Source organism: Brevibacterium sanguinis, assembly GCF_003315415.1.
Lineage (GTDB): Bacteria > Actinomycetota > Actinomycetes > Actinomycetales > Brevibacteriaceae > Brevibacterium > Brevibacterium celere_A.
In genome coordinates, this window is record NZ_QNSB01000006.1 from 140,614 (window position 1) to 166,639 (window position 26,026).

The following is a 26,026-nucleotide window of genomic DNA, read 5'->3' on the forward strand; positions in this document are numbered from 1 at the left end:
GGCCGGTCGGAACGATTCGTTCCGACCGACCCTGTGGCTCAGCCCGTGCCCTTCTCTCCGCCCGAGGCGACGGTCAGGCTCAGTCCGAGGCGACGGTCAGGCTCAACCCGACGCGGCGCTCAGCCCGAGCCGGCGGTCAGGCTCAGACCGCGGCCGGCACCTTGTCCGGGTTGCTCTGCACCAGCTCGACGGCCGGGATGGGCTCGGCCTCGCCGTCTCCGCGCAGTCGGGTCATCTCCGGGTCGTAGAGCGGTTCGACGGACACCGTCGCCGGCAAGCGCCGCCCGAGGTACTCGATCTCGACCGAGTCCCCGACCTCCACCGAGTTCGGCAGCCACGCGTAGGCGATGGACCGTCCGACGGTGTAGGCGTAGGCCGCCGAGGTGACGTAGCCGTCGGCACTGCCCTCTGCACCGGAGCCGAGGTAGACGGGCTCCTTCCCGAGGACGACGGACTCCCGATCGTCGAGGACCAGGCAGTACAGCTTGGTCGTCGCCGCCTCGGCGCGGGCCGCGAGGGCCGACTTGCCGACGAAGTCGTCCGTCTTCGAGGCCTTGACCGCGAAGCCGAGTCCGGCCTGGACCGGCTCGTGCTCGCTCGTCATGTCGGTGCCGAAGGAGCGGAAGCCCTTCTCCAGGCGCAGCGAGTTGAAGGCCTCGCGCCCGGCGGCGATGATCCCGTGCTCCTGGCCGGCGGCGAAGAGGACGTCCCAGAGCTTGTGGCCCAGGTCCGCCGAGGTGTAGAGCTCCCATCCGAACTCACCGACGTAGGACAGGCGCATCGCGGTCACCGGCACCCCGGCGATCGTGATCTGCTTCGTCTGGAAGTACTTGAGTCCGGCGTTGCTCAGGTCGTCGCTGCTCACCTTCGACATGACCGCGCGGGCCTTGGGGCCCCACAGTCCGATGCAGCAGGTGCCGGCGGTGGTCTCCCGGACGGTCGCCCACTTGCTCGGATCCGCCGCCGACTGCTCCCGGGCCTTGCGCGAGATGTAGGCGAAGTCGATGTTGCTGTTCGCGCCGACCTGATAGGTCTGCTCGTCGAGGATGGCCACCGTGATGTCGCTGGTGATGCCGCCGGCCTCGTCGAGGAGCAGGGTGTAGCTGACGGCGCCGGGCTTGCGCAGCATCGACGAGGTGGTCAGTCCGTGGAGCAGCTCGCCCGCGCCGGGGCCCTTGACCTCGAAGCGCTTGAGCTGGGTCATGTCGTACATCGCGACCGCGGTGCGGGTCTTCCACGCCTCTGCGGCGGCGATCGGCGAGTGGAACATGGACGACCAGTCGTCGCGCGCCGGTGCCGCCCATTCCTCGGGCAGCTCGTCGAGCAGTCCGGCGTTCGCCTCGTACCAGTGCGGGCGCTCCCAGCCGTTGGTCTCGAGGAAGTAGGCGCCGAGCTCGACCTGGCGGTCGTGGAACGGGCTCAGCCGCAGGTCGCGCGGGGACACGCGGGGCTGCAGCGGGTGGAGGACGTCGTAGATCTCGACGAAGTTCTGCTGCGAGGTCTCGGACACGTATTCCGGCGTCGTCAGCGCGTCCTCGAAGCGGTTGAGGTCGCAGCCCGACAGATCGGTGTTCGAGTACCCCTGGGAGATGAGCTCGGCGACGGCCTTCGCGATGCCGGCGCCGTGGGTCACCCATACCGCCTCGGCGACGAAGAAGCCGTCCACCTCACGAGACTGGCCGACGAGCGACCCGCCGTCGGGGGTGAAGGAGAAGATGCCGTTGAAGCCGCGCTGGACCTGGGTCTGGGCGAGCTCGGGCAGCAGCTCCTTCGTCGCCTCCCATTCGCCGGCGAAGTCCTCGGGCGTGAACTCGAGGCTCGAGGGCATCCGGTCCTTGGTGATCTCGTCGGGTGCGTAGCGCGGCAGCTCGTCGAGGTCGACCGGCATCGGGCGGTGGGCGTAGGAGCCGATTCCGATCCGGTCGCCCCACTCACGGTAGTAGAGGTCCTTGTCCTGGTAGCGGAGGATGGGCGCCGAGGCGCCGGCAGGGCCCTGCTTCTTCGCGACGAGGCTGGGCACCTCGGTGGTCCAGGCGAACTGGTGGCCCAGGGGCAGCAGCGGGATCGGCGTGCCGACCATCCTGCCGATGTTCGGTCCCCAGAAGCCGGCGCAGGAGACGACGATGTCCGCGGGGATGCGCTCATCGCCGTCGACGGTCACGGCCCTGACCTTGCCGCCGACCACCTCGATGTCGGTGACCGTCGTGCGGTCGCGGAACTCGACGCCGGCGGCGCGGGCGCGCTCGATGACGATCTGGGTGCCCTTCGCGGCGAGCGCGAGACCGTCGCCGGGGGTGAGCAGACCGCCGAGGACCTTGTCGCGGTCGAGCATCGGGAAGAGCCGGGCGCATTCGTCGGTGTCGACGACGTGGGCCTCGACGCCCCAGGACCGGTTCCAGCCGGCACGGCGGTGGAGGTCCTGCAGGCGCTCGTCGGTCGTGGCGATCTCGAGTCCGCCGACGGGCAGGAACGATCCGGTCCCGTCGGAGCCCTTGAGGCCGGTGTACTTCTCGATCGTGTACTGGGCGAACTCCGTCATCGACTTCGACCCGTTGGAGGAGAAGACGAGGCCCGGGGCATGGGAGGTGGATCCGCCCGGGATGTCCAATGGTCCCTGCTCGAGGACCAGCGTGTTGGTCCATCCGAGCTGGGCGAGTTCATCGGCGAGGTTGGCACCGACGATGCCGGCCCCGATGATGACGATCCTGGGTGTTGTGGTCGGCAATGGGAACTCCCTTGTTCGTGCTGGTGTACTTGAGTCTATGGGGGACGGGAGCACATCGCTCCCGTCCGGGGTCCGGCGCAGGGGCGCCGGCGGTGCGGCCGTGCTCGGCACGGCCGCACCGTCGGTCAGGCGTCGACGACGAGATCGGACAGCGGCGTCGAGCAGCAGGGCAGGAACTTGCCGGCATCGATCTCCCGGGCGCGGATGCCGCCCTGGTGATGCATGTCGACGTCACCGGAGAGCTTGACGATCTTGCACGATCCGCACATGCCCTCCTGGCAATTGGCGCCGATCCGCACCCCGGCCTGGCGGGCCGCGGCGAGGATGTTGTCGTCCTTGCCGACGCGGATGTTGATCCCGGAGCGGACGAAGGACATCGTCAGCGCTCCGGTGCCGACGGTGTCGAACTCCGCCGGATCGACGACGTTCTCCTCCGCCGAGGCGGCCTCCCCGGTTCCGGCGACGGCGATCTCGCTCTCCGCCTCCTCGTCGTAGGGGACCTCCGCCTCGGCGTCGACGGCCTCGGTCGGCTCGACGAACGCCTCGACGGCCTCCTCGTCGTACTCGGTCTCGTAGAGCTCGAGCTCCGGCACGGTCTGCTCCTGGGCCTCCTCGGTGTGGGTCGCGATCTCCTCCGCGAGCTCCTCGGCGAGGGCGACTTCCTCTGCGTACTCACGCAGCGTCTCCCGGTCGCCGGAGAAGAACTCGACGTTGATCGAGGTGTCGTCGACGCCCACAGTGGGCAGGATGTCCATGATCGTGTCGAGGTATCCCTGCGGACCACAGGCGTAGACCTGGCGCCCGTTGGCGTCGGGGGCCACGGCGTCGATGAGCTCACGCGAGATGCGGCCCACCTGTCCGCTCCAGTCCTCGGGGCAGGCCCGGTCCCCGAGGGCGTAGACGACCTTGATCCGGAAGTCCGCGACGGTGAGGAACTTGAGCTCGTCCTCGAAGGCGAACCGGTCCGGAGCCGAGCCGTGGTAGAGCAGGATGACGTCGGCCTGACCAGGCAGGGAGTGGATCGTGCGGATCATCGACATCAGCGGGGTGATGCCGGCACCCGCGGCGAGGAGCAGGTAGCGCGCCCGGCGGTCGTAGTCGGGCAGGTGGAACGCCCCGACCGGTCCGAGCATGTCGAGCACCATTCCCGGTCGCACGTTCTCGTGCACCCACGGGGAGACGAGCCCGTTCGGGTCCCGCTTGACCGTGACCGAGAACGTCCACGGCTCCGTCGGCGCGCTCGACAGCGAGTAGCTGCGGCTCGCCGGCTCCGCGTCGGGTCCGAAGATCGGGAAGTCGATGTTCATGTACTGACCCGACCGGAACGCCAGGGGCGCACCGTCGAGGCGGCGGAACACGAAGGTCATCATGTCCCCGGCCTCGGGAATGGTCTCGACGCACTCGGCCTGGAACTCCTGCGGGTGCCAGGGACCGAGCGCGTGGGCGGCGCCGGCGGGGCCCGCCGTGGCCGCGAGCACCCGGTTCCACGGCATCTCGAGTCCGCGGATCCGCATGGCCAGGGGGATCGGCTCCTCCTCGACCGCGTCGGCGGTCTGCGAGTCGGCATCGAGGTGCGTCACCTCGGCGTCTCCCTTCGGTTCGGCGTCGGCTGCGACCTTCACGCTCATGCCAAGTGCTCCCGCATGCGCATCGTGTACCAGTTGATGAAGGCCTCGACCTGGTACTCGCTCTTCATGTACGGTCCGGGCTCGTAGAACGGGCTCTCGGCACCCTGCTGGCAGAGCTCGACGAAGGCCTTGTCCTGGAGGTTGGTCTGCTTCCAGGTGTGGGTGAGCTTGTCGACGTCGTAGTCGACGCCCTCGACGGCGTCGTCGGCGACGAGCCAGGTGGTCCGGACCAGCGTCTGGTGGGCGTTGATCGGGAACACGCCGAACGTGACGACGTGGTCGCCGAGGAAGTGGAACCAGCTGTTGGGCTGCAGGTGCATCGAGCAGCGGCCGAGCCGGAAGTCGCGGAGGTCGCCGAGGAGCTTCTTCGACAGCCGGCGGCCGTCGGGAGAGAAGGACTCCCCCTCACCGTCGAGGGACTCGCGGGAGATGCGGATGCCGGCGATCCGGGTGTCGAGCTCCTCGAAGACCTCGAAGGGCAGGCCGTAGCGGCGGCAGCGCTCCTCGAGCGCGGCCTGGGCGTCCTTGTTGCGGTCCCAGACGTCCTCGAGGTGCTTCGGGATGATCCCGTCGGTCAGTCCCCAGGTCGGGAACAGGGAACAGGCGAGCTCGGGGTGGCCGTCGCAGTGGTAGCACTCGCGATTGTTCTCCATCACGAGCTTCCAGTTGCCCTCTTCGACGATGTTCTGCTGGTAGGCGATCTTCGTCTTCTGCAGCTCGTGGGGGCCGAGGTAGGGCTCGAAGACCTTCGCGGTCTCGGCGAAGTCCTCCGGCGGCTCGTCGGCCAGGCAGACGAAGATGAGGCCCGCGTCGATGCGGCTGTGGGCCGTCTTCAGCGAGTAGCACTTCTTGTCGAACTCCATCTCACCCGGCGCCGAGGCGTGGATGAGCTGGCCCTCGGGCGAGTAGGTCCAGGAGTGGTAGCCGCACACGAGGTTGCCGGTCGTCCCGGCGTCCTCGGTGAGCACTCGGGCACCGCGGTGGCGGCAGACGTTGTGGAGGACGTTGACGCCGCCGTCGTCGTTGCGGAGCACGATGAGGGAGTACGGTCCGTAGTCGACCGTGATGTAGTCACCGGGCTCGGGCACCTCGGCGACGCTTCCCGCGTAGATCCAGTGCTTGCCGAAGATCCCCTGCATGTCGAGGTTGAACAGGTGGTCGTCGGTGTAGAACGGGGCCTCGAGCGAGAACCCGGCGCGTCGGGTGGCGAGCAGGACCTGGAACTCAGCCAGCTTCTCCTCGGTGATCCCCAGGGGATAGCCCTTCTTCGTCGGTGCCAGGTTGATTGCTGTCAATTCCCATCTCCCTTGATGTGTGTGCTGGTGCACGTGCGGCCTGCAGCGAAGCACACCGATCGGAGGACCGGTGTGCGATGTGATTTCAGTCAAGTTGTCCGTCCCACGATAACGCGAAAACTCCCTGCGCGATAACCGTCAAATTTTGAGGATCATAGTGCAGTATTGACGCATGATTGATCCTCGCCTCACCACCCTCCGCACCTTCTCCCTCTGCGGGACGATCGCGGCCACCGCGGAGCTCACCGGCTACTCCCCCTCGGCGGTCTCCGGACAGCTGCGCGAGCTCCAGAGAACGCTCGGGATGGACCTCCTCGTCCGCGACGGTCGCGGGCTGCGCCTGACCGCGACCGGGCGCCACATCGTCCGTCGCTGCGACGACCTCGTCGCGATGTGGGAGGAGATCAAGGCCGCGGCGCTCGTCGCCGGGGACCAGACGCCGGCGCAGTTCGGGCTCGGCGGCTTCTCCACCGCCGCCACCCACCTGCTCGCCCCGCTGTCCGCGCATCTGCGCCGCATCCACCCGGACCTCGGCGTCCACGTCCTCGAGGCCAGCCCGACCCGCTGCTTCGAGCTCCTCCTGGCCGAGCGGATCGACCTCGCCGTCGTCGTCTCCAGCCACGGCGACGTCCACCTCGAGGAGGATCCGCGCTTCGAGAAGATCGCCCTCCTCGACGACCCTCTCGACGTCATGGTCCCCTCCGACCATCCGATCGCCTCCCAGGACTCGGTGACCCTCTCCGAGCTCAGCGGGGAGGACTGGATCACCGATCGCCTCGACTCGCCCTATCGGGCGCTGTTCACCGCAGCCTTCACCGCCGCCGGGATCTCCCCCCGGATCACCCACGAGGCGGTCGAGTGGGAGACGTCGATGGCCCTCGTCGGCGCCGGCGTGGGCGTCGGACTGCTCCCCCGCCTGGCCAGCCTCGAGGGCGCGAAGAACGTCACCCGGGTGCGCCTGACCGGGCCGGGACGGCTCAGCCGCAAGATCGTCGCCTCGGCGCGGACGGGCAGCCTCAAGTCGCCCCTGATCCGAGAATCGCTCAAGCTGCTGCGGGAGACGTCGCAGGAGATCCTCTCCACCCGCCTCGACGACGACACGTGAGGCGGGGGCAGTGACCGGCCCGGGCGCCGCAGGGGCACGGGTTGACACGAAGCGTCACGGAGGACGAGACTGCAGACACGGTCTGATATCGGACTGATATTTCACGGGAAGGGGCGATCGCCTCGGCGATGGCATCCGCACCGGTTTCTTTCGAACCGATTCCGCTCTACACATGGAGGCTCGACGGTGAGCAACAAGGCAATCAGCTACGCAGGTCCCGGCAAGGTCGAGGTCATCGACACCGAGTACCCCGACTTCGTCCTCAAGGACGGACCGGGCGTCAACCCCGCCAACGTCGGCCGTCGGGTCGACCACGGTGTCATCCTCAAGACCGTCGCGACGAACATCTGCGGCTCCGACCAGCACATGGTCCGCGGCCGCACCACCGCTCCCGAGGGCCTGGTCCTCGGCCACGAGATCACCGGTGAGGTCGTCGAGGTCGGTCGCGACGTCGAGTTCGTCAAGGTCGGCGACCTCGTCTCCGTCCCGTTCAACATCTCCTGCGGCCGCTGCCGCAACTGCAAGGCCGGCCAGACCGGCATCTGCCTCAACGTCAACCCCGATCGTCCCGGCTCGGCCTACGGCTACGTCGACATGGGCGGCTGGGTCGGCGGCCAGGCCGAGTACGTCCTCGTGCCCTACGCCGACTGGAACGTGCTCAAGTTCCCGGACAAGGACCAGGCGATGGAGAAGATCCTCGACCTGACCATGCTCTCCGACATCTTCCCGACCGGCTTCCACGGTGCCGTCGGCGCGGGCGTCGGCGTCGGCTCGACGGTCTACGTCGCCGGTGCGGGCCCCGTCGGCATCGCGGCCGCCACCTCGGCGCACCTGCTCGGAGCCGCCGTCGTCATCGTCGGCGACCTCAACGAGGACCGCCTCGCCCAGGCCCGCAGCTTCGGCTGCGAGACCGTCGACGTCTCCAAGGGCGACCCGAAGGACCAGATCGAGCAGATCCTCGGCGTGCCCGAGGTCGACTGCGGCATCGACGCCGTCGGCTTCGAGGCCCGCGGTCACGGCAAGGACGCCTCCACCGAGGCGCCCGCCACCGTCCTCAACTCCCTCATGGACATCACCCGCGCCGGCGGCAGCCTCGGCATCCCCGGCCTCTACGTCACCGGCGACCCCGGCGCCGCCGACGAGGCCGCCAAGGAGGGCTCGCTGTCGATGCGCTTCGGACTCGGCTTCGCGAAGTCGCACACCTTCGTCACCGGCCAGTGCCCGGTCATGAAGTACAACCGCGGCCTCATGCAGGCGATCCTCCACGACAAGGTGTCCATCGCGAAGAACGTCAACGCGACGACGATCTCGCTCGAGGACGCCCCGCAGGGCTACGCGGACTTCGACTCCGGAGTGGCGAAGAAGTTCGTCCTCGACCCCCACGGACTCATCAAGGCCTGAGCCGGTGAGGTCCCAGTCGTCAGCGGCCTGAACCGGACGGCACAGGAAGCCCGGGCAGACACACCGTTTGCCCGGGCTTCTTCGTGAACACAAATGACTCTGCCGCGCCGGCCGCCGCCACCACCCGGCGACGGTGCCCCGGCGCGACCAGCCGGCGATGCCCCCGCCGCGACCACTCGGCGATGCCCCCGCCGCGACCACTCGGCGACGGCGCCCCGCCGCGACCACCCGGCGACGGTGCCCCTGCCGCTGCAAAGAAGTGGAAACGCTCGGCATTAGTGCCGAGCGTTTCCACTTCTTGGTCGCGGGTGCATGCCGTCGCCGCCCCGCCGGGCGCCGTCGCAGCACCCGCCGACGCCCCTCAGTGGGCGACGATCGTCTCCGTGTCGAGCGCGGTGTACTTCGTCTCCGGCGCCCACAGCAGCGAGGCGATGAGCCCCACGGCGGGGAACGCCGCTGCGATGAGCAGCGTCGACGTGACACCGAGGTGCTCGAGGGTGACCGGGAAGAGGTACGTCGCCCCTGCCGCGCCGATGCGGCTGATCGCCGCGGAGAACCCGACACCCGTGGAGCGGAAGCGAGTCTCGTACATCTCCGGCGGGTACACGTACTGGACGCTGTTCGACGCGGTGATGATGAGGACGAACGCCCCGAACACGACGAACGTGAGCAGTGCCGGCTGGCCGGTCGCCAGGCCGAGGTAGACGAGGAGGACCACCATGATCGCGAAGGTCCAGATGACGAACGTCCGCCTCGGCAGGAGCCACAGCAGCCACAGCCCGAGCCCCGCGCCGGCCAGCTGGATGCCGTTCATCAGCAGGTCCGAGCCGAAGCCTCCGGCCAGTCCCAGCTGCTCGAGCACCGGGGTGATGAATGTGAAGATCGCGAACAGAGGACCCACCTGGCAGAACCAGAACAGTCCCGAGTAGACGATCACTCGCCAGTCGGTCTCCCGGAAGAACTCGCGCAGACCCGAGGCCTTCGGCTCCTCGACCTGGGCGGGCAGCGCGTACTGCGGTCCGTAGCGGGAGGTGATGATCCTCTGCGCTTCCTCGGTCCGGCCCTTGCTCTGCAGCCACCTCGGCGACTCCGGGAGTCCGAAGCGGATGATGAGGACGATGAGCGCGGGAATCGCGCTCGAGGCGAGCAGCGACCTCCACGCGTCCTCCGCCCACACGTGGGAGACGAAGAACGCCGAGATGAAGCCGACGAACCAGAACGCCGCGATGCTGCCGAGGAGGACGCTGCGGTGGCGACGCGGCGTGAACTCGGCGAGCAGGGCGGTGCCCACGGCGTACTCGACGCCGATGAGCAGCCCCAGTCCCAGGCGCAGGGCCACGAGGTCCCACGTGCCCGAGACGAACAGCTGCGCCACCGACAGGACGACGAACCCGACGAGGTTCCAGAAGAAGACGGGCTTGCGACCGAACCGGTCCGCGACCCGACCGAAGAAGAGTCCGCTGACGAAGATCCCGATGAGCGCGCTCGAGGCGATGAGGCCCTGCCCGAGCGCACTGAGTCCGAGCTCCGCCGAGGCGGGTCCCACGGCACCGCCGATGACGCCGAGGATGTACCCGTCGACGAAGATGCCGCCGAAGGCCGCGATCGCCACGAGGGCGACGAGGCGGTTGAGCGGCGCTTCGTCGACCGGCACCGACCCCGGGGCGGAGACCGCCCCCGGGTCCGACACGGCAGTCGGCCCTTCCGTCGGCTCGGCGGGGACCCCGCCGAGCGGATCGTCACCGTACCGCGGTTTCACCGCAGAACCACCGTGCGCTTGCCGTTGAGGAACACGCGGCCCTCGCAGTGCCAGCGGACCGCGTTCGACAGCGCCTTGCACTCGGCGTCACGGCCGGCGGCCACGAGGTCGGCGGGCGTGAAGGCGTGGTCGACCTCGACGAGCTGCTGAGCGATGATCGGGCCCTCGTCGAGTTCGCTGTTGACGTAGTGGGCGGTCGCGCCGACGGTCTTCACTCCGCGCTCGTAGGCCTGGTGGTAGGGCTTGGCGCCCTTGAACGACGGCAGGAACGAGTGGTGGATGTTGATCGCCTTGCCGGTCAACTCCCGGGCCAGGTCGTCGGAGAGGACCTGCATGTAGCGGGCGAGGACGACGAGGTCGATCTCGAACCGGTCGACGAGCTCGAGCAGCCGGGCCTCGGCCTCGGGCTTGGTCTCCGGGGTGACCGGGATCCGGAAGAACGGCACGTGGTGCCATTCGACGAGCTCCCGGTGGTCGGGGTGGTTGGACACGACCGCCGCGATCTCCACCGGCAGCTCCCCGTTGCGGGAGCGGAAGAGGAGGTCGTTGAGGCAATGCTCGAACTTCGAGACCATGACGAGCACGCGCCGCTTCTCCGTCCGCGGCCACACGTCCCACTTGGCGCTGGCATCGGTCGAGAACTCCTCGAGGTCGGCACGCAGGGCGTCGACCGACGCTCCCTTGTCATCGAGGTCGAACTCGATGCGGAGGAAGTACCTCTTGCTCAGCGCGTCGTCGAACTGCTTGAGCTCGCGGATGTCGGCGCCGTGCTTGAGGAGGATCCCGGTCACGGTGTGGACGATGCCGCGCCGGTCGTCGCATTCGAGGGTGAGGATGAAGTCATTCATGTCAGGCGTCCTTCGTGAATTCGCGCATCCCGTCGAGCAGCCAGCGCACGAGGTGCTCGGCGAAGCTGGCTCGGGGGAAGAGTCGGTAGGTGTGCTCAGCGGTGCGGTGGAGGATGACGGGAACCTGTCCCACCTGGGTGAGGATCGCGGACCCGACCGCGAAGGCCCGCGGGTGGAGGTCGGCGCGGCAGGTCTTCTCCAGCACGGAGCGCGCCTCGGTGCCCTCGAGCACGAGGATCGTGCGGTTGGCGGAGAGGTCGACGACCTGCCCGGGCAGACCCTCGAGTGCCGCCTCGGCGGCGATCGTCTCACCGGGGCGCTGCCGCCGGGAGACGTCGACGGCGAGGAACTCGTCGGGGCTCATCCAGATGACGTGGAGCCCGTCGGCGTCCCCGGTGACCTCGCCGACAGCGGTCGGCAGGGTGACGCCGAGGCTCGACTCCACGGCCTGCGCCGACTCGCTGCCCGGGATCGCCCGGACGCCGAGCTGCACGGTGAACGGGATCTCCCGCAGGCTCACGGCCTGTCCCTCGGCGCCGCTCACGGAGGCGGCACTCGCGGCCTCCATCGCCTCGGCGAGGTGCGCGGCCGGGGAGACGCGCAGGGCGTCGAGTGCGTCCACCTCGGGGGTGGTCAAGGTGTCAGCCATCGCGGCGGTTCCCTTCTGGATCGTAGAAGACGGGTGAGGTGATCTCGACGTCGACGAGCGCGCCGTCGACGGGGGTGCGGACGATCTCGCCGATCCGGTTGCGGCCGTTCTCGACGAGCGCGAGTCCGAACGGACGCTCGAGCACCGCCGAGTCGTACGAGGAAGTGACGTGCCCGACCATCGGGACCGGGGCCGCGGCGAGGTCGAACTCGGTGTCGGCGGCGACGAGCTGCGCCCCCTCGACCAAGCGGGTCGTGCCGTCGACCGGGAGGACTCCGACGAGGTGCTTGCGGTCCTCGCGGGCGGTGTCGGCCCGGGTGTAGGAGCGCTTGCCGATGAAGTCCTTGACCTTCGACACGATCCAGTCCATGCCCGCGTCCTGCGGGGTGACGGTGCCGTCGGTGTCCTGGCCGACGATGATGAAGCCCTTCTCGGCGCGCAGCACGTGCATCGTCTCCGTGCCGTAGGGGGTGATGCCGAACTTCGCACCGGCTGAAGCGACGGCCTCCCACACGTGCAGGCCGTAGAAGGTCTCCACGTTGATCTCGAAAGCGAGCTCGCCGGAGAAGGAGATGCGGCAGATGCGCGCCGGGATGCCTCCGGGCAGGACGGTCTCCCGGAACTCCATGAACTTGAACGCGTCCTGCGACACGTCGATATCCGGGGCGATCTCGGCGATGACCTCGCGGGACTTCGGACCGACGACGGCCACGGTGGAGATCTGCTCCGTCTCCGAGGTGAACACGACGTCGAGCTCGGGCCATTCGGTCTGGTGCCATTCCTCGAGCCATTCGAGGACCTTCGCGGCCCCGCCGGTGGTCGTCGTCATGAAGTAGCGGTCATCGGCCAGGCGCAGGGTCACCCCGTCGTCGTAGACCATCCCGTCGGGGGTGCACATGAACCCATAGCGGGCCTTGCCGACCCCGAGCTTCTTGAACCCGTTGGTGTAGATGCGGTTGAGGAACTCAGGGGAGTCGGCCCCGCGGATCTCGATCTTGCCCAGCGTCGAGGCGTCCTGGAACCCGACCGATTCGCGCACGGCACGGCACTCGCGCAGCACCGCCGCGTCCATGTCCTCACCCGGCTGCGGGTAGTACCAGGGCCGCTTCCACTGGCCGACGTCCTCGAACTCCGCGCCGTGGGCGACGTGCCACGGGTGGATCGAGGTGACACGGGCGGCGTCGAAGAGCTCGCCCTTGCGCCGGCCCGCGAGCGCGGCGAAGCTCACCGGCGCGTAGGGGGCGCGGAACGTCGTGTGCCCGACGCTCGGGATGTCATCGGTGCCGAGCACCTGGGCGATGACGCCGATCGCGTTGACCGCGCTCGTCTTGCCCTGGTCGTTGGCCGTCGAGATCGAGGTGTAGCGCTTGATGTGCTCGACCGAGCGCATGCCCGCACCCATCGCGCGCAGGACGTCGGCGACGGTCTGGTCGCGCTGGAGGTCGACGAACTGGGTCGACGCCTCGGCGTCGCCGGCGGTCGCCGAGGTGACGAGCCACAGGGGACGGATCGGGCCCTGGGCGCGGCGCTCGGCCTGCGGGATCTCCAGTCCGGTCGGGAATCCCGCCGAGGTGGCGGCTTCGCGGCCGGCCATCGCCCCCTGCTCGAGGGCGTCGGCGAGACCGAAGTCGCCGTTGATCGCGCCTGCCGTGTGCTGCCCGCGCACGGGTGCCTCGGGGACGAATCCGGCGATGTCCTCGCGCCAGGTGGTCTTCCCGCGACGCTGGCCGTGGAGGTGGATGACCGGGGAGAATCCGCCGGAGACGGCGAGCAGATCGGTCTCGACCCACTCGGTCTCGCCGGTCGCGACGCCCTCGGCATCGAGTGCGGTGACGAGGATGTGGCTGATGCCCCCGGTGAACTCCTGCGCCGAGGCGGTGTCGAGGACCGCCGAGCCGAAGACCGCGCGGACTCCCGTGGCGTCGATGACCGACTGGGCGAACTCGGAGGCCTCCGGGCGCGAGTCGACGACGGCAGGGACCTCGATGCCGAGGGCGGCCAGCTCGGAGACGAGCTCGTAGGCCGAGTCGTTCGTCGTCGCCACGGTGATCCGCGATCCAGCGACCACACCGTAGCGGTTGAGGTAGGTGCGCACGGCCGAGGCGAGCATGATGCCCGGGCGGTCGTTGTTCGCGAACACGATGGGACGCTCGTGGGCGCCGGTGGCGAGCACGACCTGCTGGGCGCGGACGTGCCACACCCGCTGCCGGACCGGGGTCGCCTCCGGGGCGGCGGCCAGCAGTGCGGTGCGATCCTCGAGCGCGACGAGGTAGTTCGAGTCGTAGGAGCCGAAGACGGTGGTCCGGGGCAGGTAGGTGAACTCCTCTCCCCCATTCGCCTCGGCGAGGGCCGATGCGATCCACTCGGCCGCGGGCGCTCCGTCGATCCGCTCGCCGGGAGCCGAGAGCAGGGAGCCGCCGGGCAGCGGGCTCTCGTCCATGAGGATGGTGCGGGCTCCGCTGCGCGCGGCCTCACGGGCGGCGGCGAGGCCGGCGGGTCCGGCGCCGACGATGAGGACGTCGGCGTGGACGTGCTTGTGCTCGTAGACGAGGTCGTCCCCGGCGGGGTCGAGAACGCCGAGGCCCGAGAGGTACTCGGCTGCAAGTCCGTCGACGATCTCGACGCGGGTGGCCGGCAGCATCGACTCGCTCGAGTCGCCGGGGATCCAGCCGTGGACTCGGACGAGGGCGTTGGGCTCCTCGACGCCGGCGCCGAGAATGCCGCGGGCACGCCCGAGGTAGGTCGAGTTGCCGCACTCGAGGCGGCCGGCGGCGATCGCGGCGCTGGCGATCGTGTCACCGGCGAACCCGTCGACGGTCTCGCCGTCGAGGGTGAAGGTGATGGGACGCCCGGTGTCGATACCGGTGGCGTGGTCCAGGCGTGCGGAGCTCATCGGCCCACCTCGCTTTCGCTGGTCGTGTCGGCGGACTGCGCCGAGGCGGAGCCCGCGGAATCCGCGGATCCGGCGGTCGCCTCTGCGTCGGGATCCGCGTCGGTGCGGATCCGCTCGCCCGTCCTCAGGTCCACGGGGCAGGGCTGCCCCATGGGGTAGACGGTCGTGATCTCATAGGTGACGGTGTCGCGCACGGCATTGAACCACTTGCGGCAGCCGAGGCTGTGGCTCCACCGCTCGGCGTAGAGGCCGCGGGTGTTGTCACGGTAGAAGAGGTACTCGGCCCATTCCTTGTCGGTCAGGGCGTAGGGGTCCTCGGGGTAGGGCACGTGGGCCTGTCCCCCGTAGTGGAACTCGGTCTCGTCCCGGGGCCCGCAGTTCGGGCATTCGATGAGCAGCATTGTCAGTCCTTCTCGGGTCAGTGCGCCACGGCGGCGGCGCCGTGTTCGTCGATGAGGTGGCCGGTCTCGAAGCGCTCGAGCGCGAACGGCGCGTTGAGCTCGTGCGGTGTGCCGGTGGCGACCGTGTGAGCGAAGGAGAAGCCCGCTCCCGGGGTGCCCTTGAACCCGCCGGTGCCCCAGCCGCAGTTGACGAACAGTCCCTCGACCTCGGTCGTCGAGACGATCGGCGAGGCGTCGAGGGTGACGTCGACATTGCCGCCCCAGGTGCGCAGCAGGTGCGCGCGGGAGAAGATCGGGAACAGCTCGACGGCGGCCGAGAGCTGCTCCTCGATGACGTGGAAGCCGCCGCGCTGGCCGAATCCGTTGTAGGCGTCGACGCCGGCACCCATGACGAGCTCGCCCTTGTGGGCCTGGGAGACGTAGACGTGGACGTGGTTGGACATCACGACGGTCGGGTGGACGGGCTCGAAGAGCTCGGACACGAGCGCCTGCAGCGGGTGGGTCTGGATCGGCAGGCGCACGCCCGCCTTCTCCGCGAGGCCGGCGGAGTCGCCGGCGACGGCGAGTCCGACCCGCTCGGTCGCGATGCGCCCGCGGTTGGTCTCGACGCCGATGACCTTGCCGCCGATCGTGATGAGATCGGTGACCTCGCAGTTCTGGATGATGTCGACGCCCATCTCGTCGCACTTGCGGGCGAAGGCCCAGGCGACGTGATCGTGCTTGGCGATGCCCGCCCGTGGCTGGTAGGTGCCGCCCATCACGGGGTAGCGGATGTCGTCGCCGATGTTGATGATCGGGCAGACCTCCTTGACCTGCTGCGGGTCGAGCCATTCGGCGTCGACGCCGTTGAGGACGTTGGCGCCCACCCGGCGGCGCGACTCACGGACGTCCTGGAGGGTGTGGGCGAGGTTGAGCACGCCGCGCTGGGAGAAGAGGAAGTCGTACTCAAGCTCCTCGGGCAGCTGCTCCCAGAGCTTGAGGGAATGCTCGTAGATCGCCGCCGACTCGTCCCACAGGTAGTTCGAGCGGATGATCGTCGTGTTGCGGGCCATGTTCCCGCCGGCCAGCCAGCCCTTCTCGAGGATGGCGATGTTCGTCATCCCGTGGTTCTTCGCGAGGTAGTAGGCGGTGGCGAGGCCGTGCCCGCCGCCGCCGACGATGACCGCTTCATAGGAGGGCTTGGGGTCCGGGTTGCGCCAGAGGAAGTCCGGGTGCTCCGGGAGCATGTCAGCCATCAGCGGGCTCCGATCGAGTCGAGGTGCGGGTAGAGAGGATGGGCGTCGGCCAGGGCCTGGACGCGGTCGGCGAGGCGGGCGAGCACCCCGGCGTCGGCACCGCCCTCGGCGGTTCCGGCCTTGAGCGTCTCCGCGATGATGTCGGCCACCTCGGCGAAGGCGTCGGAGCCGAATCCGCGGCTGGCCAGCGCCGGGGTGCCGATCCGCAGCCCCGAGGTGACCATCGGGGGACGCGGGTCGAACGGGACGGCGTTGCGGTTGACGGTGATCCCCACCTCGGCGAGGAGGTCCTCGGCCTGCTGCCCGTCGAGGGCGGAGTCGCGCAGGTCGACGAGGACGAGGTGGACGTCGGTGCCGCCGGTGACGACGCCGATGCCTGCCTCGGTGACGTCGTCCTCGGTGAGGCGGCGCGCGAGCTCGGCGGCGCCGGCCAGGGTGCGGGCCTGCTTCTCGGCGAAGGTCTCGGTCGCGGCGAGGCCGAAGGCCACGGCCTTGCCCGCGATGACGTGCTCGAGGGGTCCGCCCTGCTGGCCGGGGAAGACGGCCGAGTTGACCTTCTTCGCGATCTCCGGGGTGCTGCTGAGGATGATGCCGCCGCGCGGTCCGCCGAGCGTCTTGTGCGTCGTCGAGGTGACGACGTGGGCGTGCGGGACCGGGTTGGGGTGGAGGCCGGCGGCGACGAGGCCCGCGAAGTGGGCCATGTCGACCATGAGGTAGGCGCCGACGGCGTCGGCGATGCGCCGGAACTCGGCGAAGTCGAGCTGACGGGTGTAGGCGGACCAGCCGGCGACGATGAGGCTGGGCTTGTGCTCGGTGGCGAGGCGCTCGACCTCGGCCATGTCGACGCGGTGGGTGTCCCCGGAGACGCCGTAGGCGACTATTTGATAGAGGTGGCCGGAGAAGTTGAGCTTCATGCCGTGGGTGAGGTGCCCGCCGTGGGCGAGGTCGAGACCGAGCACGGTGTCACCGGGCTTGATCAGGGCGTGCATGACGGCGGCATTGGCCTGGGCGCCCGAGTGGGGCTGGACGTTGGCGTAGGCGGCCCCGAAGAGGTCCTTGACGCGGGAGATCGCGAGGCGCTCGACCTCGTCGACGTGCTCGCAGCCGCCGTAGTAGCGACGGCCCGGGTAGCCCTCGGCGTACTTGTTGGTCAGCACCGAGCCCTGGGCGGCCATGACCGCGGTCGCGGTGTGGTTCTCGGAGGCGATCATCTCCAGACCCTCGCGCTGGCGGGAGAGTTCTGCGTCGATGAGGCCAGCGATCTCCGGGTCGAGCTCTCCGAGTGGAGTGCTCAGTTCGCTCGGTTCCCGGCTGTCGAATCTCGCCGAGGCGGACTGGCCCCCTGCGACGGCGCTGCTGTTACCGGTTCCTTCGAGCGTCGCTGCCTGGTCCGCGAGCTGCTGTGTCATGTGATCTCCTTCGACCTGTTGATCTACAACTAATATATCAGTTGTGTTCCTGTAGTCTAGGAACTGTTGACTAGCTTGTCCAGGGGGTCCCCGAAAAACTTCGGGAGCATTGTCGGATGGGCGCGGAGCACGAAGAGGAGCCGCCGATGCTCACGAAGGAAGCGCAGACGACGTCGCTGGCTCAGCGCGCCTACGACACGATCCGCCACCGCCTCATCATGCTCGACATCGCCCCGGGTGAGGCCATCAACGAGGCGGCCCTGAGCGCCGAGCTCGAAGTCGGACGGACGCCTGTGCGCGAAGCGCTCAAGCACCTCGAGCGCGACCACCTCGTCGTCTCCTATCCGCGGCGGGGCACGTTCGCCTCGAACGTCGACATCACCGATCTCGCCGCGATCTCGGAGATGCGCCTCGTCCTCGAACCGCTTGCCGCCCGTCGTGCCGCCGGTGGCCTCACCCCCGAGCTGCGCGAGCAGTTCACCGACACGATCGCGGCGATCGACTCCCTCGATCCCGACGGCGACGCCCGTCAGCTCATGGAGCGCGACCTCGACGTCCACCGCCTCATCTACTCGGCCGTCGACAATCCGCACCTCAAGGAGACCCTGGTCCGCCTCGACGACCTGGCGACGCGGATCTGGTGCCTCGTGCTCCCCCGCATCCCCGACGTCACCGGCCACATCCGCGAGCACACCGAGCTGCTCGAGGCGGTCCTTGCCGGAGATGAGAGCCGCGCCGAGCAGCTTGCCGCCGAGCACGTCCGCGAGTTCGAGACCACCGTGCGAGCCGCCCTGGGGTGAGCGGCCCTGGGGGTCAGCCGCGCTGAGGCGAGTCTCCCTGGGGTGGGTCTCCCGCTCCCTGATGGTGCGAACAATGTCTGATCGGATGATTGCTGCAATAGCCTGGGTCCATGAGCCATGACTCCCGCACCGCCGAGACCAACGAACGCCGACTCGAAGACGGCATCCACCAGGACCTCAAGGGCCGGATGACCTACGGGTCGTACCTCGACCTCGAGCGTCTGCTCGACGCCCAGCATCCGGTCAGCGATCCGGTCCACCACGACGAGCTGCTGTTCATCATCCAGCACCAGACGACGGAGCTGTGGCTCAAACTCGTCCTCCACGAGCTCGTCGACGCTCGCGATCTCATCCGCGAGGACCGGCTCCAGCCCGCGCTCAAGCGCATCGCCCGGGTCAAGCACATCCAGAGGACCCTGACCGAGCAGTGGTCCGTGCTCGCCACCCTGACCCCGAGCGAGTACGTAGGATTCCGCGACCAGCTCGGCCAGTCCTCGGGATTCCAATCCTGGCAGTACCGGGCGGTCGAGTTCCTTCTCGGCAACAAGAACGCGGGAATGCTTCCGGTCTTCGACGGCGAACCCGAGGCGAGGGCGGAACTCGAGAAGCACCTCGGCGAGCCCAGCGTCTACGACGAGTTCCTCCGCTTCCTCGCCCGGAGGGGGCTGCCGGTCCCCCAGCGGCTCCTCGACCGCGATGTCACCCGCGCGCACACTTTCGACGAGGATCTGCTCGAGACGTTCCGGATCATCTACGAGAATCCGCGTGACTACTGGCTCGAGTACGAAAGCTGTGAGGAGCTCGTCGACCTCGAGGAGAACTTCCAGTTCTGGCGTTACCGGCACATGCGGACCGTCCTGCGGATCATCGGGCACAAGCGCGGCACCGGCGGATCGAGCGGCGTGGGCTTCCTCCAGAAGGCGCTCGACCTCACCTTCTTCCCCGAGCTCTTCGAGATCCGGACGATGATCGAGAGCCCGGGAGCCGATCGCGCCGAGACTCGCTCCGAGGCTCGCTCCGGCACCTGACTCCCTCAGGCGCCGGGGCTCGCTCCGGCTCCGGGGTTCTCTCCGGCTCCGGTGCGGAGCATGCAGCCTCGGCCGGGTGCCACGACTCCTGACCCGCGGCTACCCGAGCAGGGCCTCGACCACCGTCGGAAAATGCGCGGACTCAGGGTCGACGAGGTCGGAATGGTTCGCGCCGGGCAGTATGCGCAGAGGCGCGGGAAACGTGCGGGAGAAGTCGATGGCAACCGTCGCATCCGCGTCACCGTGGAGGGTGAGCACGTCGACCCGCTCGGGAATGAGCACGGCTCGCGACCGCGGATCCTCCTCGAGGTAGGCGGCCAGGTCCTCCTCCGGCCGCACGCCCATGTAGTCGAGCACCGCACCGTCGGCCAGTCCGTCGGCGACCTCACGGAGCAGGTCCGTGATCGGGGCGAGCGGGCGCAGTCGAACCGGCGGTCCTTCCTTGCCGAGGTGGGACGACCAGCCGAGGATCAGGCACCCGCCCGCGGAATGCCCGGAGATCGTCACCGGAACTGCGGCGTCGAGGCCCCAGGCCGGCAGGTTGCCCAGGATGAAGTCAAGGGCTGTTGTGACGTCGGTCAGGCAGTGAGGGCGTCCGCCGGCCCTCCGGTATTCGATGAGCACACAGGCCGCACCCGACTCGGTGAGGGCTTGTGCCATGGGGCGAGCGTGGGACAGGTCGGTGCGTTCCCGGAAGTAGCCGCCGTGGACGACGACCACCACCGCCGAGGCGCCGGCCACGTCCCCATGGACCTCGACGAACTGATCGGGGTGGGGTCCGTAGTCGTGCCGGAGGATGCGGCTGTCGGTCGCGATATGCGCCCCCGCCTCGGCGAGACGGGCGAAAGCGGCCTCCTCGAGGGCGGGATCAGTGCTGGTCATCGTCGGACCGCGCCTCAGGTCACGGCTCCGCGCACCTTGTGCTGCGGGGCGTCCCAGAGGCGGTTGTCGAGGATGTCGCGCAGGGCCTCGACGGTGTCCCACACCTCGGCGAATCCGATGTAGAGCGGGGTGAGGCCGAAGCGGAGCACGGAGGGTTCGCGGTAGTCGCCGATGATCCCGCGCTCGATGAGCGCGCTCATGACGGCGAAGCCCTCGGGGTGGGCGATCGAGACCTGGGAGCCGCGGTGCTCGTGTTCCCGGGGTGTGACGACCTCGATCGGGTGGTGGGAGAGTCGCGTGTCGACGAGTTCGATGAACGTGTCGCTGAGGTCCAGCGACTTCGCCCGCACCGCGGCCATGTCGACACGACCGAAGATGTCGAGTCCGAGCTCGGCCACGGACATCGAGAGGATGCCCTGCGTTCCGGTCAGGTATCGGCGGCTGCCCGCGGCGGGCGCGTACTCGGGTGACATCTCGAAGGGGTTCTCGTGGCTCCACCATCCGGACAGCGGTTGGGCGAATCGGTCCTGGTGAGCCTCGGAGACCCAGATGAATGCCGGTGAGCCAGGGCCGCCGTTGAGGAACTTGTAGGTGCAGCCGACGGCCATGTCGGCGCCCGCTCCGGCGAGGTCGATGTCCAGTGCTCCTGCAGAATGGCAGAGGTCCCAGATCACCAGTGCGCCGGCCGCGTGAACGGCCGCGGTCGTCGATTCAAGGTCGAAGAGCCGGCCCGTGCGGTAGTTGACGTGGGTGAGGACGACCAGCGCAACCTCGTCGGTGAGCGTGTTGGGGAAGCCGGCGGTCACCTCGGTGTCGTCGACGAGCCGCACCTCGTAGCCGTCACCGAGCTGGTCGGCCAGCCCCTGGAGCATGTAGATGTCGGAGGGGAAGTTCTCGCGCTGGGTGAGGATGACGCGGCGCTCGGGGGCGTCGGCTGCCTGCAGCTTGAGTGCGGCGGAGGCGGCCTTGAACAGGTTGATCGAGGTGGAGTCGGTGACGACGGTGGTTCCGGCACCTCCACCGATGAGCCCCGAGATCTTCTCGCCGAGCGTGACCGGCAGCTCGAACCAGCCCGCGGTGTTCCATGACCGGATGAGCCCGGTCCCCCACTCGTCCTCGATGACTGCGCGGGCGCGTTCTGCTGCACCCTTGGGCCGGGCGCCGAGGGAGTTGCCGTCGAGGTAGATGACGTCCTCGGGCAGGAGGAATTCGTAGCGGAACTCCCGCAGGGGGTCGCTGAGGTCGCGATTTTCGCACTCGGCGCGGTCAAGGGTGGCCATCTGCTGCCTTTCACTCTCGGATTCTCCCTCAGGCTACACAAACCGCGAGTAGGATCATGGCGTGCCGAAGCTTCAACGGAAAGTGCGGTGATTCTTGATGGCGAATGCGGATCTCATCGCGAATCATCGAACCGATTCGAAGGACGTTCACCTCGCCGAGGTGGATCTGCGGATCCTGCGCGTGCTCAGTTCGGATGCGCGGATCTCCAACAAGGACCTGGCCGAGAAGGTCGGGCTGGCCCCGTCGACATGCTTGGGCAGGGTAAACGCCTTGAAGAGCCGCGGAGTGATCACCGGATTTCGGACCGAGATCGACTACGAGAAGCTCGGTCTCCATGTCTTCGGGATGATCGCCGTGCGGGTAACGCCGCTCGGACGGTCACAGCTGAGTCAGCTCATCGAGCGACTGCTTGACGTCGCCGAGACCCTCGAGGTGTTCCAGGTCTCCGGCGAACGCGACCTGCTCGTCCACATCGCCACCGATCACCCGACCGGCCTGCACCGCTACATCGAGGAGCACCTGTCCGATCAACTCATCGCGCATACGCAGACGAGCCTGGTGTTCGGGCACCATTGGGCGAAGGCAGGGAAATAAGGGGGTAGTTGCCCGACCCAGTCGCCTATCTGCCATAGCCTTGCCAGATTGAGACTAATGCCCCAGTTCACGTTCTCGAACTGGCACTTCCTGATTACTAGCCGCTTGCCGCAGGCCGAACGGTTCAGTGCTAGAACCTGGACGGCAACCTGAGGCGGCGTCAAGTTCTACCGGCGGAAAACAAATGGCACAGACGACACATACTAAGTCTCTGGCTCCTCATTTCACTCTGGGATCTACACGGCATCCAAGTTGGGAGGGTCGCATCAACAACACGGCGAAGTTCTGAGAGACTTATCGCGTGGACCTTGATGAGTTACTGAAGGTGATGGACCGCGCAGCGGCGAACCTAGCCAAGCTTCAAGCGATCTGGGATCGAGCGGAACCAATGATTCCTTCAGGCCCGCAACGCGGGACTAGTCGGGAGTACGAAGACCTTCGTCGAGCCTGGAAATCACTTCTCGGTGGCCTGCCCCCGATCGATGGCCTGGTAGTCACCGAAGAACTCCCTGACATTGATGAGGCCGGGCAAGCATTCATAGACTACTTCGAGATCGGCGAGCACCCCTTCGCGTTGATGAACGAGTTGGAGAGGCCGGGCTACCAACTCGATGAGTACAGATTCAAGCTCGCGCAAGCGCGGCGTCGCGCGATCCACGATCGCCTCGCCGATCTGAGTTCCACTATCAGTGAAACGCTTAGCCAGATCGTTGAGTCTGTTGCAACAGATTCCACAGATCACATCGACAATCCAAACAGACGCGAAGTTGAAAACTCGATCAGCGAGATCGAGCGATTGCTCGGCGACACCACTGATCGTAAAGGACGATGGGCAGACCTCCATCGGCATCTTCACTTCGGGCAGAGGCAAGATTGGCACGACATCGCCGAGATGGACTGGCCCTCTGTCAAGGCCGATATCGAGGCTGCGAGCCTCTCCAGCACGGACCCGCTACCGGTGCCGCTAGTCGACCTTGGCGTCGCTGCATCTGCGAGGCCTGCAGGAGGAGCAAGCATAGGCCTTGCATGGCAGGTGCTGGATGACGATGGATTCGAACGATTACTCTTCGACCTACTCCGAGGATTCCCTAACTACCAGAACGTCGATTGGCTAATGAAGACCCGCGCACCCGATCGAGGACGTGACTTGTCCGCAGAGCGAGTCATCAGAGACGATGGCGGAACCACTAGAATCGAGCGAATCATTGTTCAGGCCAAGCACTGGGCATCGAGGTCTGTCGGCCCAGCCGACATCGAGAACACGCTCGCGGTGCTATCGATGTGGGAGCCACCAACCGTCCGAGCTCTAGTAATCGCGACGAGTGGGCGTTTCACAACCGATGCAGTTGCGGTAGCGGAAAAGCGTAATAACGATGGGAAGCTTCCGCTTATCGAACTGTGGGCGGACAGCCGACTCGAAACGCAACTCTCCCAACGACCAGATCTGATCGCTACCTACGGCCTTCGCTCTTAGATCAAGATCAGGGAACTCCTTTAGGCGGGCGTCGACTCCTATAGCCATGCAATTGCTACGGTCGTTTGGCGACGGCGTCTGCAACATTTGTGGCGGCTGTTCCCGCTCCCGCCTCGGTCGAATGAAGTATGGCGGCTCTTGATGCGTGGGAGACCGTGAGGCGGTGGCGCCGATGTAGTGTCAGTGACGGCAGCACGGTGCATTTCGGATCATTCTTCGCCTTTTAGGAGTCAGCCATGATGATTGTGGCTGTCAAGAAGTGCTGTGCAGTTGAGCAGGGCTCCTAGCTGCCTGCCCAATGCTGATTGTCGTTCTTCAAAGTGCTATGTAGGACGTCGCCGTTTCTGGATGATGGGGAATGCGGGATAGTTGTGCCCCTGATCAGGTCATGGCCATCTCGCCTTGTCCCCTTGAGAAAAACCTCTACATATCAGTCCTTCAAATGTGCTTCGAATCTCCGGGTCATGCTCTCGGGGTCGTTCAGCTCATGGTCAATATCAGCCTTGAGCGCAGCACGCAGGCCAGGCAACTCCGGCGCCTTGTATGAGGGGTTGCCGAGGCATTCCTCAAGCGTCTGGATCATTGCGCGCCACCACTTCTGGGTTCCGCGCTGCCGAGGCTGCGCCTTACGAACCTCAATCACGTCATCCCATAACTCCAGCTCCCAGCTGCTGTATCCAACGTCAATGGAGATCTCCCTCGAGAGAAGCATCCGGAGTCGTTGTTCGAGTTGATCAGCCAAGACCGAGGTGTGCTCGTGTGTGTCGGCAGCGAAGTTCCACCACACCGTTCGTCGGAGCGTTGCTACCTGGAATGCGGCGCTCTCGGGCGTCTGGTCACGGATGCCCTCAACGACGTCCTGAAGGCCTTTCACAAGTTGCTGGACGTTGCTGACCTCATACTCGGCGCTCATGGAGGCTGCGCTGGCCGAGTCGGCTGAAGACTCCGCTGAGCTCGCGGATTCGGCAGCTGACTCAGTCGTCCGTGCCAGGCTACGAATTGGCTCGGCGATGCTCTCTTCAATGGCGGCAGCAACATCATCCACCTGGTCGCTAATCGCCCCTACGGCAGAACGAAGCTCAGCACTGGTCTGCCTAAATCGAGCAGCAAAGCTTCCTGCTTCTCGATCCAGGTAAACGTGTAACAGTTCATCGTCAGTGAGCGCTCGAGTAGACCGGCCTTGGCGAGTCTGTCGTCGGCCTTCGTCATCGAAATGAGGCGGCATGGTAGGCCGCACTTCCACCCGCACGAAAGGCTTCTCTCCCGAAACGTTCTCTTCAATGATGAAGGCGTCCACGGGCACCGGGCGGGTCTTGCTCGCGAGATCCTGGATGCGAGCTACTACCCTATCGAGTCCCTTTGACAGTCCGCACGGTTCTCCGCGGACAAGACCAGTCGTCACATCCTCGACCTCACCGACTCCTACCAAGAGGTGAGCGACCTCTCGTTCTGAATCGAGCGCAACCCAATTCGCCAAAGTGGCGAGTAATTTCACTGTCACCGCGCCAACTTCGCTCTTGAACTCGAATCTGCCGGATTCCCCTAGCGCCAGCATTTGTTGAGCTTCAGCGCTGATCTTCTGGTACCGCGACGGCTTCTGTCCGTTAGCCATGTCCTATTCCTAGATAAAGTGGAACGTGCGGAACGAACTCCGTACGTTCAACCGCCGTCCCTCCGTCCGTCGCTGTAAGAATCCGGCAATCGTCTCGGTGTCGTCCGCTGACATACCGAGCGCTCGACATTTGGCGCGAACCTGCTCGACAGTTAGGGACGCCCACCGATCAGGCCGGTTCATCATGTCTGCCTTGAGTTTGTCCGCTTCGTTTCGCTTCAACCCCCTGGAGCAGCCCGCCGCCCGGCTCGCGACGCGTTCCAGGATTACCTCAACTCCATTCGGCAGCGGCTCACGTACTCCCGGAGTGTCGTTCTCTGGTGAAGTGAGAGGATGGAAGGTCTTGTCCCGCAAGAGCTGGACTGGCTTGGCATCCTCGATCCACTCGAACGTCTCGTTCCCATTCCATTCGATGACCACGAGAGCTTCAATTTCAACATCTCTCAACTTGTTCAGATGCTTGCGAAGTGGCCAGGCAAAGAGCACGCGGCGTCCGGAGAACGATCCCGTCGAAAGGCCGCGCCAGCTGAGGTGCAACACTCCTGGTAGAGCGACCAAACGTTTCAGGCTGTCGCCGTGAAACTGCTTCTTCGGCGTCACAACCACGATCGATTGGCCTGGTTGAGCGAGCAGCCATTTGATTGCACCCAAGTTTTGCGGTTCACGCGAGGTCTCTCCCTCGCTGAGCCGCGAGATCGCTACAGGGAATTGGTATGCATCAGAAACCATCGCGCTTCTCCTCGATTCGGAATCTTGATACTCAAGGGTAGACGCACCCCCCGACACTCCTCGGGTTTGCCACCTAGGTCGGTTTAGACTTCCAGCGCTTCAGATCAATCCGGAGGATGTTGGTGGGATCTGAGCACACAGAATAGTGCTCGTTGGTTGAGGTGCCCAAGCAGGAGAGGGTTCGAATCCTTCGTCTTGGCAGGAACCCTTGCAGCGACCGTGGCTTTCGCCGTCATTCGCCTGTTTCCAGAAGTTCGAATTGATAAGAATGAGAGGCG

At 66.9% G+C, this 26,026-nt stretch carries 20 protein-coding genes; 6 read left to right on the forward strand and 14 right to left on the reverse strand.

All coding sequences use genetic code 11. The annotated features are described in order from the left end of the window. Positions 1-142: 142 nt before the first annotated feature. From DFO65_RS10430 to DFO65_RS10440, 3 genes are all read right to left on the reverse strand, one after another. Positions 143-2,725: a GcvT family protein gene (locus DFO65_RS10430; RefSeq protein WP_113904360.1), complete on the reverse strand. Its 2,583-nt coding sequence runs from the start codon at positions 2,723-2,725 to the stop codon at positions 143-145. A gap of 125 nt (positions 2,726-2,850) precedes the next feature. After that, positions 2,851-4,239, reverse strand: a complete 1,389-nt coding sequence (locus DFO65_RS10435) for a flavin reductase family protein (protein ID WP_113904481.1) — start codon at positions 4,237-4,239, stop codon at positions 2,851-2,853. A gap of 110 nt (positions 4,240-4,349) precedes the next feature. Beyond that, a complete protein-coding gene (locus DFO65_RS10440) occupies positions 4,350-5,600 on the reverse strand; it encodes an aromatic ring-hydroxylating oxygenase subunit alpha (protein WP_428844225.1) in 1,251 nt (416 codons plus the stop codon). Positions 5,601-5,820: 220 nt separating this feature from the next. Here DFO65_RS10440 and DFO65_RS10445 point away from each other — a divergent pair, with 220 nt between their 5' ends. Both DFO65_RS10445 and fdhA read left to right on the forward strand, forming a co-directional pair. Further along, positions 5,821-6,753, forward strand: a complete 933-nt coding sequence (locus DFO65_RS10445; protein ID WP_113904362.1) for a LysR family transcriptional regulator — start codon at positions 5,821-5,823, stop codon at positions 6,751-6,753. A 186-nt stretch (positions 6,754-6,939) separates the two neighbouring features. Then, positions 6,940-8,154, forward strand: a complete 1,215-nt coding sequence (fdhA, locus tag DFO65_RS10450; protein ID WP_113904363.1) for a formaldehyde dehydrogenase, glutathione-independent — start codon at positions 6,940-6,942, stop codon at positions 8,152-8,154. A 361-nt stretch (positions 8,155-8,515) separates the two neighbouring features. Here the strand turns inward: fdhA and DFO65_RS10455 are convergent, their stop codons facing one another. From DFO65_RS10455 to glyA, 7 genes are read right to left on the reverse strand one after another with little or no spacing between them, the layout of a single operon-like run. Beyond that, positions 8,516-9,913: an MFS transporter gene (locus DFO65_RS10455; RefSeq protein ID WP_220151272.1), complete on the reverse strand. Its 1,398-nt coding sequence runs from the start codon at positions 9,911-9,913 to the stop codon at positions 8,516-8,518. Further along, positions 9,910-10,761 (reverse strand): formyltetrahydrofolate deformylase, encoded by an 852-nt coding sequence (gene purU / locus DFO65_RS10460; RefSeq protein WP_113904364.1) that lies wholly within the window; start codon positions 10,759-10,761, stop codon positions 9,910-9,912. The genes DFO65_RS10455 and purU overlap by 4 nt, the downstream gene beginning before the upstream one ends. A 1-nt stretch (position 10,762) precedes the next feature. Next, positions 10,763-11,410: a sarcosine oxidase subunit gamma gene (locus DFO65_RS10465; protein WP_113904365.1), complete on the reverse strand. Its 648-nt coding sequence runs from the start codon at positions 11,408-11,410 to the stop codon at positions 10,763-10,765. Continuing rightward, entirely contained in the window at positions 11,403-14,303 is a 2,901-nt protein-coding gene (locus DFO65_RS10470; RefSeq protein ID WP_113904366.1) for a sarcosine oxidase subunit alpha family protein, read from the reverse strand. The genes DFO65_RS10465 and DFO65_RS10470 overlap by 8 nt, the downstream gene beginning before the upstream one ends. Next, positions 14,300-14,704, reverse strand: coding sequence for a sarcosine oxidase subunit delta (locus DFO65_RS10475; RefSeq protein ID WP_113904367.1), 405 nt, complete (start codon positions 14,702-14,704; stop codon positions 14,300-14,302). Before DFO65_RS10475 ends, DFO65_RS10470 begins: the two co-directional genes overlap by 4 nt. 17 nt (positions 14,705-14,721) lie before the next feature. Beyond that, the gene (locus tag DFO65_RS10480) at positions 14,722-15,939 is read right to left on the reverse strand and encodes a sarcosine oxidase subunit beta family protein (RefSeq protein ID WP_113904368.1); all 1,218 of its coding nucleotides are present in this window, start codon (positions 15,937-15,939) and stop codon (positions 14,722-14,724) included. Then, positions 15,939-17,348 carry a serine hydroxymethyltransferase gene (gene glyA, locus DFO65_RS10485; RefSeq protein ID WP_113904369.1) on the reverse strand — a complete coding sequence of 470 codons (1,410 nt, stop codon included), beginning with the start codon at positions 17,346-17,348 and terminating at the stop codon, positions 15,939-15,941. The genes DFO65_RS10480 and glyA overlap by 1 nt, the downstream gene beginning before the upstream one ends. Before the next feature lie 146 nt (positions 17,349-17,494). Between glyA and DFO65_RS10490 the strand changes: the two genes are divergently transcribed. Then, positions 17,495-18,148, forward strand: coding sequence for a GntR family transcriptional regulator (locus DFO65_RS10490; protein ID WP_113904370.1), 654 nt, complete (start codon positions 17,495-17,497; stop codon positions 18,146-18,148). Positions 18,149-18,258: 110 nt separating this feature from the next. Continuing rightward, positions 18,259-19,176: a tryptophan 2,3-dioxygenase gene (locus tag DFO65_RS10495; protein WP_113904371.1), complete on the forward strand. Its 918-nt coding sequence runs from the start codon at positions 18,259-18,261 to the stop codon at positions 19,174-19,176. Positions 19,177-19,275: 99 nt separating this feature from the next. Here DFO65_RS10495 and DFO65_RS10500 read toward each other — a convergent pair whose 3' ends face one another. Together DFO65_RS10500 and kynU are read right to left on the reverse strand one after the other, a co-directional pair. Further along, positions 19,276-20,058: an alpha/beta hydrolase fold domain-containing protein gene (locus DFO65_RS10500; protein WP_113904372.1), complete on the reverse strand. Its 783-nt coding sequence runs from the start codon at positions 20,056-20,058 to the stop codon at positions 19,276-19,278. Positions 20,059-20,072: 14 nt separating this feature from the next. Further along, entirely contained in the window at positions 20,073-21,338 is a 1,266-nt protein-coding gene (gene kynU / locus DFO65_RS10505; protein WP_113904373.1) for a kynureninase, read from the reverse strand. Positions 21,339-21,435: 97 nt separating this feature from the next. Between kynU and DFO65_RS10510 the strand changes: the two genes are divergently transcribed. Both DFO65_RS10510 and DFO65_RS10515 read left to right on the forward strand, forming a co-directional pair. Beyond that, entirely contained in the window at positions 21,436-21,933 is a 498-nt protein-coding gene (locus DFO65_RS10510; RefSeq protein ID WP_113904374.1) for an Lrp/AsnC family transcriptional regulator, read from the forward strand. Between the two features lie 301 nt (positions 21,934-22,234). Beyond that, positions 22,235-23,407, forward strand: coding sequence for a restriction endonuclease (locus DFO65_RS10515; protein WP_245940617.1), 1,173 nt, complete (start codon positions 22,235-22,237; stop codon positions 23,405-23,407). Between the two features lie 430 nt (positions 23,408-23,837). Here DFO65_RS10515 and DFO65_RS16960 read toward each other — a convergent pair whose 3' ends face one another. Together DFO65_RS16960 and DFO65_RS10525 are read right to left on the reverse strand one after the other, a co-directional pair. Beyond that, on the reverse strand, positions 23,838-25,019 hold the full coding sequence (locus DFO65_RS16960) for an AlbA family DNA-binding domain-containing protein (RefSeq protein WP_147233334.1): 1,182 nt from the start codon (positions 25,017-25,019) through the stop codon (positions 23,838-23,840). A gap of 9 nt (positions 25,020-25,028) precedes the next feature. Then, the gene (locus tag DFO65_RS10525) at positions 25,029-25,748 is read right to left on the reverse strand and encodes a hypothetical protein (protein ID WP_113904377.1); all 720 of its coding nucleotides are present in this window, start codon (positions 25,746-25,748) and stop codon (positions 25,029-25,031) included. Between the last annotated feature and the right edge of the window lie 278 nt (positions 25,749-26,026).